At 35.3% G+C, this 14,044-nt stretch carries 9 protein-coding genes; 6 read left to right on the top strand and 3 right to left on the bottom strand.

The window, feature by feature from the left end; all coding sequences use genetic code 11:
* Positions 1–28 precede the first annotated feature (28 nt).
* From MKX97_RS15610 to pckA, 4 genes are all read left to right on the top strand, one after another.
* Positions 29–2,422, top strand: coding sequence for a phage/plasmid primase, P4 family (locus MKX97_RS15610; protein ID WP_342536445.1), 2,394 nt, complete (start codon positions 29–31; stop codon positions 2,420–2,422).
* Between the two features lie 1,459 nt (positions 2,423–3,881).
* Positions 3,882–4,226 (top strand): metalloregulator ArsR/SmtB family transcription factor, encoded by a 345-nt coding sequence (locus MKX97_RS15605; protein WP_342536444.1) that lies wholly within the window; start codon positions 3,882–3,884, stop codon positions 4,224–4,226.
* Between the two features lie 105 nt (positions 4,227–4,331).
* Entirely contained in the window at positions 4,332–6,086 is a 1,755-nt protein-coding gene (gene sulP / locus MKX97_RS15600; protein ID WP_342536443.1) for a sulfate permease, read from the top strand.
* Positions 6,087–6,120: 34 nt separating this feature from the next.
* On the top strand, positions 6,121–7,629 hold the full coding sequence (gene pckA, locus MKX97_RS15595) for a phosphoenolpyruvate carboxykinase (ATP) (RefSeq protein WP_342536442.1): 1,509 nt from the start codon (positions 6,121–6,123) through the stop codon (positions 7,627–7,629).
* Positions 7,630–8,122: 493 nt separating this feature from the next.
* On the opposite strand, the gene MKX97_RS15590 is transcribed toward pckA, so the two are convergent.
* Positions 8,123–8,746, bottom strand: coding sequence for a hypothetical protein (locus MKX97_RS15590; RefSeq protein WP_342536441.1), 624 nt, complete (start codon positions 8,744–8,746; stop codon positions 8,123–8,125).
* 253 nt (positions 8,747–8,999) lie between these two features.
* On the opposite strand from MKX97_RS15590, the gene MKX97_RS15585 reads away from it, so the two are divergent.
* Positions 9,000–10,112, top strand: coding sequence for an SIR2 family protein (locus MKX97_RS15585; protein ID WP_342536440.1), 1,113 nt, complete (start codon positions 9,000–9,002; stop codon positions 10,110–10,112).
* 5 nt (positions 10,113–10,117) lie between these two features.
* The gene (locus MKX97_RS15580; protein WP_342536439.1) at positions 10,118–11,941 is read left to right on the top strand and encodes an ATP-binding protein; all 1,824 of its coding nucleotides are present in this window, start codon (positions 10,118–10,120) and stop codon (positions 11,939–11,941) included.
* Between the two features lie 638 nt (positions 11,942–12,579).
* Here MKX97_RS15580 and MKX97_RS15575 read toward each other — a convergent pair.
* Both MKX97_RS15575 and MKX97_RS15570 read right to left on the bottom strand, forming a co-directional pair.
* Complete coding sequence (locus MKX97_RS15575) at positions 12,580–12,936, bottom strand: GIY-YIG nuclease family protein (RefSeq protein WP_342536438.1); 357 nt, start codon at positions 12,934–12,936, stop codon at positions 12,580–12,582.
* Positions 12,937–12,950: 14 nt separating this feature from the next.
* Positions 12,951–13,907 (bottom strand): nitric oxide reductase activation protein NorD, encoded by a 957-nt coding sequence (locus tag MKX97_RS15570; protein WP_342536437.1) that lies wholly within the window; start codon positions 13,905–13,907, stop codon positions 12,951–12,953.
* Between the last annotated feature and the right edge of the window lie 137 nt (positions 13,908–14,044).

Genomic DNA, 14,044 nt, shown 5'->3' with positions numbered 1-14,044 from the left:
ACACATGTTGCGCCAGGAGGTGTTGGACATGAGAGCTATATCGAATAAAGAGTACCAGGCTTTGCCTCAAGAAATTCTTAATCGTAATCAATGGGTATTATATAAAATTGAACCTGTACTGGAACTGAAAACGGGTAAACAAAAACGTGATAAGAAAACCGCTGATTTAAAGTTTACAAAAGTTCCATATCAAACAAATGGAAAGAGGGCATCATCTACAAATCCAAAAACTTGGACTAGTTACAGCGACGCAATACAGCACTCACAAAACTACAGCGGTGTGGGATATGTACTAACAAACAAAGATCCTTATACAGTTTTCGATCTTGACAATTGCATTGTAAACGATGAAATACAAGGTGAGGCCAAGGAGCTAATTAAAACATTAGACAGCTATACAGAATATAGTCAAAGCGAAACTGGTCTTCACATATGGATAAAGGGAAAGAAATACGGAACACATTCAAAGAATACCGAGAAAAATATTGAGATTTACGACAATGAGCGTTTTATAGTAATGACAGGCAACCATATGGAAGGCACGTCTCGAGAGATAGAAGAGCGACAGTTGATATTGGATTACATATATGATAGTTATTTCCCACAGCCTGTAAACGAGCAACTGGGGAAGATTAAGCAAGCAAAATTAAACCCTTCGCCTGACTTGTCAGATGAAGAAGTCTTGAATATCGCATTTGGAGCAAAAAATGGTGATAAGTGCAAACGACTTTATACAGGAGACTTCGCTACGTACAGCAGTCAAAGCGAAGCGGATCAAGCACTTTGTAATTACATTGCATTCTATACTCAAAAATCAGAACAAATTGATAGGATATTTATTGGCAGCGGCTTATACCGTAAGAAGTGGGACCGGAAAGATTACAAAGCATGGACAATCCAGAACGCGATTGACGGATTAAACGCAACATATCAGAAACAGAAATTTCAGTTAGCCATGGGTGAAAGTATAGAAGGAACGCCGACTATGGATCTTCAGGATGTATTAAAGGCAAGGCACTTTAAAGAATTAAAGAGTATTGCTGCTAAATTAAAAGCTGAATGGGAGGCGAGCGGTGCAAAAGGTAAAATACCTAAAAAACCAACGACTTTAACCCCGAAAAGATGCGCAGAAATTCTCGCAGAATATACAAGCTTCATTCTCTTCGACATTGAAGAAAATACTCGATTAGCAATGTACCTTCCGGAATCTGGAATCTATACTCAAAATACTACACTTATTAAACGTGTAATCTCATGGCTTGAGCCAGAGCTAAACAATTCAAAAGCCGAAGATGTCATTTATCACTTAACGAATACAGCGGAGATAAAAGGGAAAACAGAATCACGATATTTAATTCCAGTAGAAAATGGCGTATTCAACTTGAAGACTAAAAAACTAGAGCCATTCAGTGCAAATTATGTGTTCACCACCAAGATTTCTACACATTACAATCCCAATATAACAAATCCTGTTATTGACGGTTGGAATGTAGAAGATTGGTTATCATCTATAGCGTGTGGAGATAAGGAGATTATTCACCTGCTATGGCAAGTAATGAACGACTCATTAAACGGTAACTATACAAGAAAGAAAGCGATATTCCTAGTAGGTGACGGAAATAACGGTAAAGGTACTTTTCAAGAATTAATCATCAATTTAATCGGCGCTCAGAATATCGCTACTTTGAAAGTTAATGAGTTTGATGAGCGTTTCAAATTAAGCGCACTGGAAGGGAAAACAGCAGTCATCGGTGATGATGTACCAATCAATGTTTACATTGACGATTCTTCAAACTTTAATAGTGTAGTTACTGGTGATAGGGTGCAGGTCGAATTTAAAAACAAGCCTTTATATAATACAGTTTTCAGATGCACTGTTATCCAGTCCACAAATGGCATGCCGAAGTTTAGGAACAAAACGACTGGAACGATCAGAAGAATTATCATTGTTCCATTTAATGCAGATTTTAATGGGAGTGTCGAGAACTTCAAAATCAAAGATGAATACATTCGAAATGAGAGAGTCCTACAATACGTTTTGCATAAATCAATTCATATGGACTTTAAGAGCTTCGATGTCCCGGCATCTTCTAAACGCGAACTAGAAGTTTTTCGTCAGGACAATGACCCAGTATTGGATTTCAAATTGACGGTATTTGATGAATGGAAAATAGATAAAGTGCCTAAATTCGTTGTGTATGAGTTTTATAAAAAGTTTTGCAGTGACAACGGTTATAAATATATGGCAGACAGGCAATTCCACAAACTATTTAAAACATATCTAATTAATGAATGGAACCCAGATTCAAGCGGTAGATTTGTATATACCGATTTAATACACGAACTGGGGGATTTAGATAGAATGGGAATATACTTTCCAGATAAGTCCAAAAAACAAAGAGCCTATGAAAGAATAAAATGATTATTAAGTGGAACGATGGAACGCAAGGTGGAACGATAAAACAATCTGACCGTTCCATAAGAAAGTCAGCGTATTCAACGGTTTAATGGCTATGTGGAACGATGGAACGTTAAATACGTATATTTTTGTATAAAAAGCGTTAATAGTAATTGTAGGTCAAGTAGAGTACGAGAAAAGAACTTGTGTAAATTAGCGTTCCATCGTTCCAAAGGTTGGATAAACATTGCTGTTACTGACTTTGGGTTGGAACGATTTATGGAGCCAGACGTTCCAATAAGCGTTCCAAAACTGTATCCACTTTATAATTACTAGAGAATTTAAAGGATAACACATAGTAACGGATTCTGATAAGGAGCAATTTACAAAACTCTAATTAGTACAATCTACTTGTTAAGTGAGATGCTAAAAAGTTTGCGAATTGGCATGGAATTTTTATATGAAAAGTTGATCTTATGGATAACATTTATTTAAGATAGCTCAAATAGAGTGAAAAGAAATAATACTCTTAAAGGAAATATAGTAATCTATGGTAAAGTTAATTAAAAGGCTGTAAAGGATCTGCGTAAAAGATTTAGAGTATCATAGTACAATAATCGGGCCGGAATTAAGGACATTTAAGAGCGTCAAAATGAGTATGACTATCGCAAACCTATCATTTGCACATCTCAAAAGTCATGTCCGTTTTGATAGGCTTTTTGCTTTCGAAATGTTGGTTAAGACAATAGAGGATTGTCTATATGAATAAATTGTGCCGAATACTACTCGAATAGTTGAAGTATAAAATTTACAAGAAAGTAGTTAATTCACGGTATATTCCCTAAGTACAATGAACTTTGCATACGATGCTATAATATTTAAAGAAGCACATATAAGAAATGAGTAGAAACAGAGGTTTGGGTTGCTGATGCACCTTCTCATTTAATTCACTTTAATGGTGTACGTTTCTTAGGTCCTTATTAAATATCTAACTAAAGTTATAGCAATTAATTAAGGAACCTTTGAGAATTGATACCAAAAAGTGAGTGTTTTATTATCAAGCAACAGCATTAATGATAGAAAAAAAGTGAACCGATTTTTGGTTCACTTTTTTTCGAAATATTATGAAAGCAATCTCTTGGCTTTGACTACATGTCTTCAGAGTTAGCATAACTAAATTATAAAATTTCGTTTACCCCTGTAAATTTAGTTTTCGGTGGGGATCATGTCGTTTTGTCTTTATTAGAACAGGAACTTGTACCAACTGGATGGATAAGCGAAGTCTGGTCGTTCGCTGCGAAGATACTTCGCACTAGGAATTGTTGATTAACTAATTAATTTAGGAATTAACGATAGAAAACTACATTTCTATATTTTTCACTTAAAATGATTTGTAAATCAAAAGAACAGGAGGTATAATTCAATCATACATATTCAAACATCTGAATATGTATGATTGATTTTGTCAAAGGAGGAAAATTGATTGTGGACAGATATGCAACAATTTAAAGCTGATTTTTTTAAAGCCTTGGCACATCCACTAAGAATACGGATTCTTGAATTACTATCAGAAGGAGAAAAGAGCGTTACAGAAATTCAAAGCACTCTTAATAGTGAAGGTTCCGCAGTTTCCCAACAACTAAGTGTATTACGCTCTAAAAATATTGTAGTTGGTATCAAAGATGGTAAAAGAGTTGTTTATTCACTTCGTGACCCATCCATTATAAAACTTTTAATAGTTACACGAGAAATCTTCAATAATCATTTAATTGATACCCTTTCTATGTTAGAAGAATTAGATGAAGAAGATACTCTTTCTAAATCATAGAATCGGAGTAATCAATGGAAATTTAAATAGATATAACTCCCTAAACAATCAATAATATACAATCAATTCACTATTTTAGTAATTTATAGAAAAAGAAGGGGTATAATGAAAAGCTTTTTTACAGGAAGATTTGATGACTATTCAATACGGCATTTCCAAAAAGATCTTCTTTCAGGCGTTATTGTAGGGGTAATTGCTATACCATTAGCTATGGCATTTGCTATTGCATCAGGTGTGAAACCAGAATACGGGATTTACACAGCATGTATTGCTGGTATCTTAATTTCTTTATTTGGTGGATCGAAATATCAAATTGGAGGACCTACTGGTGCTTTCGTACCTATTCTTTTTGGGATTGTCATAGCTTATGGATATACAGATTTATTACTTGCTGGTTTTTTAGCCGGTATTATCTTGTGTTTAATGGCGATTTTTAAAATAGGTTCTTTGATTAAATTCATCCCTCGACCTGTCACAATTGGTTTTACTTCAGGGATTGCCATTATTATTTTCACAGGGCAAATTGAAAATTTCTTTGGACTGACAGGGCTTGAAAAACATGAGAAGTTCATTGACAACATGAAGGAAATTATCTTCCATATTGATACAATGAATTTTTATAGTATAGGAATTTCCATATTATGTCTTTTTGTCATTTTACTCACACCGAAATTATTGCCGAAAGTTCCTGGATCACTAATTGGTTTAATCGTAACAACAATAATAGCAACAGTATTCTTTTCAGGCAATATTTCAACTATAGGCTCCACCTTTGGAGAGATTCCAAGCCAACTCCCTCATTTTCGCTTTCCCGATATAACATGGGAAAGAATACAGCGTTTAATAGTACCTGCATTTGTAATTGCTATATTGGGAGGAATTGAATCTCTCTTATCCGCTGTAGTAGCAGATGGGATGACGAATAGTAAACACAATAGTAATCGTGAATTAATGGGCCAAGGAATTGCAAATATCATTACTCCTTTATTTGGAGGAATTCCAGCTACAGGTGCAATTGCACGAACAGCGACAAATATTAAATCTGGTGCTACTTCTCCTATGTCAGGGATTATTCATGGGATTTTTGTTTTATTAACCCTCTTAATATTAGCACCCTATGCTTCACTTATTCCGTTAGCTAGTATGGCGCCTGTTTTAATGATAGTGGCTTGGAATATGAGTGAAAGAAAACAGTTTCTTCATGTATTGAAAATGAAAAGTGGCGATTCTCTTATTTTATTGGTTACATTTCTTTTAACTGTCTTCACCAGTATTACGATAGCAGTTATGGTTGGTCTCATCTTAGCTGTCGTTTTATTCGCAAAACGCATGAGTAATATGTTGGTTGTTTCCAAAGTGTTACCAGACCACACTCATAAGAATGAAATTGTTCAATCCCATGTAGTTAACGAAGCTCATAATTGCCCACAAATTAGCATTTATACAATTGAAGGACCACTTTTTTTTGGTGCTGCACAAGTGTTTGAACAACGCATAATGGATACAATTCATTATGAACCTACTGTCTTGATTTTACGTATGGGGAAAGTACCATTCATCGATTCGACAGGTGAAGCAAATTTGAAGAATATTGTCAATTATTATAAAAAGCAAGGGGGAATTCTTCTGCTTTCGGGTATAGTTGATGATTTGAAAAAATCATTGAAAAAGTCTGGTCTTTATGATGAAATTGGTGAAAAGTATATATTTAGTCGTACAGGCGAAGCCATTGACTATGCCATCTCAGAAATTAACCATAATAAATGTTTAGGATGTAAGCATTTCGCTTTTCATGAATGCAATCAACTTTCACATACAGGAAATCTCGATAAAAAGGAGTCTAAATTACTGGAAATATAAAAAATAAAAGATAACTAAAAAGGATGGATATAAAATGGAACTAAACAACGCACTCAAATTACATTTTAATATAACTCCTAGTCAACTAATAGAAATCGCTATCAAGCGTAAAGAGGTTCAACTTTCTTCTAGTGGCGCGATAGTAGCGAAAACAGGTAAATATACAGGCCGTTCACCTAAAGATAAATTTATTGTTAAAGAACTTGCCTCTGAACTTGCAATTGATTGGAAAACAAATCAACAAATGACGTCGGCAAATTTTGATCTTCTTTTAAAGGATGTTTCTAATTATCTGGAAGAAAAAGAATTATTTGTATTTGATGGGTTCGCTGGAGCCGATCAAGCATATCGTCTATCTATTCGAATTATTAACGAGTATGCTTGGCATAATTTATTTGCTCATCAATTATTTATTCGTCCAACAAAAGAAGAGTTAGCTGTACACAAAGAAGATTTCACTGTAATCTGCGTTCCTAATTTTGAAGCTACACCTTCCATTCATGGAACAAATTCCGAAACTTTTATAGTGATTAATTTCGATAAAAAAATCGTATTGATTGGAGGAACACAGTACGCAGGAGAGATTAAAAAATCGATTTTTACTATAATGAATTATCTTTTACCAATTAATGATGTTCTTTCTATGCATTGTTCTGCAAATAAAGGATTAAATGAAGATGTTGCTTTATTTTTTGGTTTATCAGGTACTGGAAAGACCACTCTCTCAGCAGATGCTAACCGTATGTTAATTGGTGATGATGAACATGGTTGGTCAGACAAAGGTGTATTTAATATTGAAGGTGGTTGTTATGCAAAATGCATCAACTTATCAGAGGAAAAAGAACCAGAAATATTTCGCGCGATTACTTATGGATCTGTTTTAGAAAATGTCATAATCGATCCTCATACACATTTGGCAGATTATAATGATTGTAGTTTAACAGAAAACACACGAGCAGCTTATCCGATCCATAACATTCCGCATGCTCTTAATCCGAGTACGGCAGGACATCCAAATGTTATTTTCTTTTTAACAGCAGATGCGTTCGGTGTTTTACCACCCATTTCTAAATTATCAAAAGAACATGCCATGTATTATTTTCTTTCAGGTTATACCAGTAAATTAGCTGGAACTGAAAGGGGCATAACAGAACCAGAAGCAACATTTTCAACCTGTTTTGGTGCACCATTCTTGCCATTATCACCTAGAGTTTATGCTGAAATGCTTGGAGAGAAAATCCGGAAACATGACGTGGATGTTTATTTAATTAATACAGGTTGGTCAGGAGGCCCTTATGGAATAGGCGAACGTATTTCCCTTTCCCATACTCGAGCGATGGTTACAGCAGCTATTGAAGGTCAATTAGCATATACAGAATTTGAAATGGAACGGAGTTTTGGTCTTAACATACCTAAAAGTTGTCCTAATGTACCATCTGAAATTCTTAACCCCCGTAATACATGGAAAGATAAAGAGGCTTATGATATCCAAGCAACAAAATTAACAAATCTATTTCGGGAAAATTTCGAGAAGTTTTCATAAAAATCATAAAATAAAAGGTAAGTGGAGAAAAACGAGTCGTTTTTCTCCACTTACTTTTGTATATGTTGATTTTTCCCCAAGGGAATGTTATCTATCCAGTAACATTAGCTGTAGTCTAACCATAGAAGATCTTCGGGAATGCCTTGCTCCATATTTAACAGATTATGAAAAATCACATGAAAATTACGATTTCTTAAATGATCAAAATTTAAAATATGAAAGCGAAATTAAAGAAATAATTGCTGGGCAAGTGAAAAGAAAACCTCGTTCATTCGTTCACTCTTTTTTGTATCATTGGAGTGTACCCATAGGATACATTTTTACTGAAAATAAAACTCTATGGTTTCAAGGTAGTTGGTTTTTCAGGTTAGATGTGCAAAATATTAGTTGAAATAAGTGCAAGTTATCGGTCAAAGTGACACATCACCGTCCACCTCCTCTGTAAACAAAATAAAAGAGCGAGGGGATTAACCTCACTCTATTACTTTATTATTTACTTAAATCTCATTGTCTTAGTTTGAACTACGCTATTCACTGTATCGGGATAAATTTTAGCAACTTTTCCTATGAACCACTTCGCTGCATTTTCAACTGAAGTTTTATTGATTTTCCCTGCATCTAACTGACTTCTTAGTCGGTCTTGGAATTCGATTCTAAGCCTATCAACTTCTTCAGTTCTCGTTACTCCAAAATAAATATCTTGAACATCTGGCAATTTTTTATCGTAAGTCCATGGACCTAACGTCGGGTATTCTCCTTCTGGATTTATGCCACGAAGACCCATTTGCGGATTTCCATTGCTGTCAAATTGAACTAAACCCACGTTCATCTGTTGCAAATCATAGTCTCTTTTGTCTTCATAAAAAATTCTTTGCAAAGCATCCATCTTTTCCTCTATCGTTCCTATCGGACGCTCCCCCAAAACTCTAGCCACATCTTCTCGATATTCATCGGGTACACTGCCACTGGTAGACATGTAGGCGTTTCCCGCTTTGAATATTTTCTTAGCGTTGTTCGCTTGCGTGCCTTCCTCGTCCAATGACCTAGAGTCAGCAGCAATCATAACAAAGGGATTGCCTGTTGGCGGTACAACGCAAATCAATAATGCCACCGTCATTAATTCCACCTCCTGATTGACAATATTATCAGAATGGTAGGCAATCATCTAAACAATCACTCGTATGTATCGGGGCTGGTAAGAGGGGTTATGTCGCTTGCACGCACATTTCCAATTTGTACACCTTCCCGCTTCAATTGTTATACCGTTTAACAGTGTATTCTGTATAGTAAATTCACTTTTGTTAAAATAGAAGGCGAACTAACTTTCGTATTCTATTACTATCATAATGGTTGAAAGGAATGAATCAAAGATGACAAAAGAACAAGACTTTAATCCGACTCTATACCATTATCGATTGGGAGATAACCAACTAGTAGGTTTGTCTCTAAAAGAACAGCTGGAGAAAGTTTCGACCTTTATACAACGGAAATGTAATAGTGAGAACTTGAACTTTTTTATCGGTTCAGGTTGTTCTCTTCCAGCGGTTCCTTTAATGGGATGGACATTTGGTAAGTTAAAGAATGGAATTCTTAGCGAAGCTGAGCTGGGTGAATATGATGGGGAAAGTGTAGACATTGAGAATTATTTAAACTGGTTAAAAACTGCAATTACTTTTTTGGGAGAAGGCACTCCAGAGGGAATTAAGTATAAAGATGCTTTTGATAAAACCAAACAGGGTTTAATAGAATCAATGCCAAAAGGTTATATAAAAAACATTAGTGATGATATTGATAATGCTTTAGATAATTATGAGAAGTTTTACAGCACAATATTTTTACAACGTGAGTTTAAAAAGTTAGCGCCGGTAAATATATTTACGACGAATTATGATTTGTTTAACGAAGTTTCAATGGAGACATTAGGGATTCACTATACAAACGGATTTCGTGGTAGTGTAAATCGCATTTTCGATCCATCGGTATATCGTTTAAGATTAGTTGATGATGAGAACAGATATAAAGATAAATGGAATGTCATTCGTCGATACGTAAAGTTGTATAAAATTCACGGTTCAATTGACTGGAAATACGATAGAACATTAAAATCAATATTGCAATCAAATTCGACAGAGATTGAGGATGTCATGATTTACCCAACAATTAATAAACATTTAGAAACTCAGCAGTCACCCTATTCAGAGTTATTCAGAGAACTGACTATAAATCTACAGAAAAAGAATTCAACCCTGATTGTTATTGGATACGGCTTTCCAGACACTCATATCAATCAACTAATTTCGCAAGCTTTAAATAATGAAGACTTTAACTTAATTGTCTTTGGCAATAAAGAGGAGTTAGCTGCGTCCCAATTTTTCGAACTCCATAAACAGAATAGGAACTTTCATTTTATTGGCGGTGATTTTACTGGCAAAGCAAACGGGCACCATTTTAAAAATGTAATTGGTTTCTTAGCGGGGGAGTGAGAAATATGTTCAATCAAAACAGCATAGGCGTTGTTAGTAAGGTATTTCCAAATAAGATTGTCATTGAAATACCGGACACGACAAAGATCGATCACAATTTTATGGGTGACTTATATATGTGTGAAGGTATTAATACATTTATCACAATATATAAATCGAGGTTTGAAATGTTTATATATCAGATAGTCAGTTTATATGAACAAGAAAAACCATTTATTAATGATGAGGAGGTGTCAAAGTTCTCAGGTAAGGCTTATTTTGAAGCCACGCCAATGGGTGAAATTCACAATGAAAAGTTTGAGTTTGGCCTGTCGAAGTTTCCTATGATTGGAAATGATGTTTTTATGACAATCAATGAAGACATTGAAACCATTTTACAACTTGATAATGAAGATATTTCAATACCATTGGGCACGATGACCACCCATAATAATTATTTACCTAAGTTTTCAATTGATAATTTACTTTCACATCACATGAGCATATTAGGCAACACGGGATCTGGTAAATCTACTACAGCTAGAAAGTTATTACATGAAATCGTTCATTTATCCGAAAGAAATGAGATAGATATTGAAAAGGTCAATTTTGTTATTTTTGATGTACATGATGAATATGAAAGCCTCCCTGAAAGATTTGTAAATAAGGTTATGATGGAGAATATCGCTATCCCTTTAGAAACTTTGGCGATTGAAGATTGGATTAACTTAGTACAACCCTCATCAGCAGTCCAATCACCAATATTAATGCAGGGCCTAAGAATGGCAAATCTCTTGGAAAAGGGTGAAGTTAAAAACAGTTGGATTAAAGCATATTGTGTGCTCGAATTATATAATAATGTGCAAACTGAAGTGGTTGGTAAAAGAGCAAAAATAATAAGTATGTTAAACAAAATAGAGATTGAGGGCATGGAAGAAATTTTAATTGAGTTCAACACATATGGAAGTTTTAATAAAACAAAAGTTGTTAACTATGAGATTCAGTTTAAAGAAACTTTGGAGCGCTTCATAGAAACAGAGTCAACGTACTCTTATATAGAATGTGGGGTTAAGATTGCGGAACTTATGGAGTTATCGGATTGCACTGTAGGAAGTTTAGGAAATCTAGTAGCGGGCATGGAAATCGTCTTTCTTTTTGAGGAAATGAAGGGGAATGCACAGGTTAGATCTTATTGCTCCACTTTGATGACTAGAATTGATAATTTGGTTTCAATCTATTCTAAATCATTATTTGACGATAGCCATGAGAAGAGAGAAAAGTTTCAAAACGCCTTGGATTCTAAAAAAGGTTTTACTATATTTAAATGTTCTAATATGGATGATTCAGACCTTCTATTTTTCACAGGATATATATTGCGGCTTATATACACAAAACAAAAAGAAGTTAGACAAGCAAGTAATGCCCCAGCTGAGTTATTCCATTTTGTTTTTGACGAGGCGCATAAGTATATTAGCGAAAATAATAATGACAACAATATACGTTCCTTGAAAGTCTTTGAACAGATTGCTAAAGAGGGGAGGAAGTTTGGGTTATTTATGATTCTAGTAAGTCAAAGGCCAAGTGAACTCTCCAAAACGGTGCTGTCACAATGTAACAATTTTATACTTCATCGAATTAGAAATAACATTGATATAGAGCAAATGAGAAAAAGTATACCGTATATAAGTGATTCACAACTTCTTAGAATTGCATATTTAAAAACGGGGTCAGCACTGTTAGTTGGAGAGGCTTTTTCAATTCCAATGGAATTAATTATTGATGGCGCCGAGTATGGAGAACATTCTAAGACAGTTAAGCCATCCGATGTCTGGAAAATAGAAGAAAAATGAAGGAGGTGTTTAAATAATAACTATGAAATTTTTTATACCCTTCTACGTTTTTTGGAGGGGAATCAACTTTTAATTTGCAGAGGTATTTTATATAGCCCCTTAATGTGTAAGATGGAGGGGTTATTTCTAATAATGCGATGATAAGTTCTGATTTTGAGACAGATAAGCGCAAATTACCTCTTAAAGTGACAGGCAGCCCTATACTTTTGCTTAACGGGTGTCATAACTCTTAAGTTTTGACACTCTAAAGTGGTAGTGATAGATATAGGGTTATAAAGGTGTCATATATTAGGGTCATAAGTAAAGGAGATTTTTGCTATGAAATATGGCTATGCGAGGGTTTCGACGACTCACCAAGATCTTCAATCCCAATTAGGGGCACAGTCAGGGAAATGCGGAATTACAACGTTAAGTAACTTACAGCCAAAAAACGATTCCCTTACTAATGTTAGGAATCGTTTTTTTAAATTAAGAGATCTTCCGCAATAGCGCCCGATTCTTGAATATTGAAAAGTACGCAAGAGCTACAAATACAGTTACCCTATTTTTTTAAAAGCTCTATTTTATTAATTATGTCTATCTGCGGAGTGGCTCCTATACATCAACTAAATATAATAAATCATACAATTCAATCCGTATTACTTAGGTTTTTTGTTATATCCCTTATCATCATAGGGTTGTAGTTTCTCCAGCCATGCTTTTTCCATTTGCTTCGGTGCCCATTTACGATCAGTATCTTCAGTTAACTCCTTTTGTTCGAGTACTTCATAGTGAAAAGCTTCGGCTCCAAGCACATTCCACTCTTGCTGTAATGCCGCATTCGCAAAGCGATTTATATCGAGCTGCCCCCGCAATGTCAGCCATTTATTTTTTAAATTGGGACAGCTGCCAATAAAGGTTTTTCCATTTACGGTATTCGAAATTTTATAGACACCCATATAGGTTTTAACTTGTTTAAACTGTTCGAGTAATTGTTTTCGTTTATTTCGATCCATAAGAATGCTCCTTTCTATCTAATATAGCGTGCAATCATTCGTACTAATTGTGTAGGGAAACGTTGTAAATCCGTCATATCGAGGAAACGTTCAGCACCATAAATATGTTGAATAATCTCCTTATCCTGTCCAATCGCGGCTGCTAAAAATGTAATGCCTTTTCGTTCATAATAAGTTATCGTATTTTGCATATCAGCTGTTGCCTTGTTTCCGGTGTAATCAGGCATTGCCTTTGGTTGGCCATCGCTAATACTAATAACTAATTTCGTTTGCTGTGGACATGCGACTAAACGCTCACTAAGTACGCGAAGTGCCATACCGTCACGATTATTACTTCTCGCTTGGATATTCATCAAACGATAAGCATCTTCAGGTGATGATTGTTCAAAATCCGTGTAGGAATAGATTGACATTTGCTCTAGCTTAGATACGTCCGCTGTATCTCCATAAATTAGTAATGGAATGTCTAGCAGTAGACAAAATTCATAGACAGCCAATGCCGCACGTTTTGCAGACTCTAATCTACCAAATGCAGCCATAGAGGCCGATTCATCGACACGTAGAGCGACAACGAGCGAAGGGGCTTCAGTAGGTGGCTTCTTTCGGGCAAAATACTTGAAGTCTTGAAAAACTACTGTTTCTGCTTGGAACTTTGTACCGTAATATTTTCGCTTAGCATTGATAATAGACTCCTCGTGCTTCAATAACGGTGCTGTTTTTCTAGCAATTTCATATACAATCTGTTTCATTTCTCGCCTTAATTGTTCATACTCTCTAATCTGATCATTTGTATAATCTGGTCGATGTACAATCTGTTTGATATGCTGATGAATGGAATCTGACACTGCTTGTCTCGCTTGTTGATTTAATTGCTTACGAAAAGCACGGCGCGCATCCACCACTTCCTTTTTCTCGCTTTCGGGATGATAGGAAGGCATAGCATTCTCGCCCATATCAGTGCTTTCCCTCATCGAACCTTCTTCCGAAACATCTGTAGACTGTTGTTCACTATCTGCTGACTTTTTTAAAGAAATGGCATTATCAGAAGGGATGTGTGGTTCGTCAGCCTTCCCGTCAATCTCTCCTTCTGTTTTGATTTCAACACCAT

Source organism: Sporosarcina sp. FSL K6-3508 (assembly GCF_038615825.1).
Classification (GTDB): Bacteria; Bacillota; Bacilli; order Bacillales_A; family Planococcaceae; genus Sporosarcina; species Sporosarcina newyorkensis.
The sequence above is the reverse complement of the archived record's forward strand: the minus strand, read 5'-3'. Positions and strand labels throughout refer to the sequence as shown.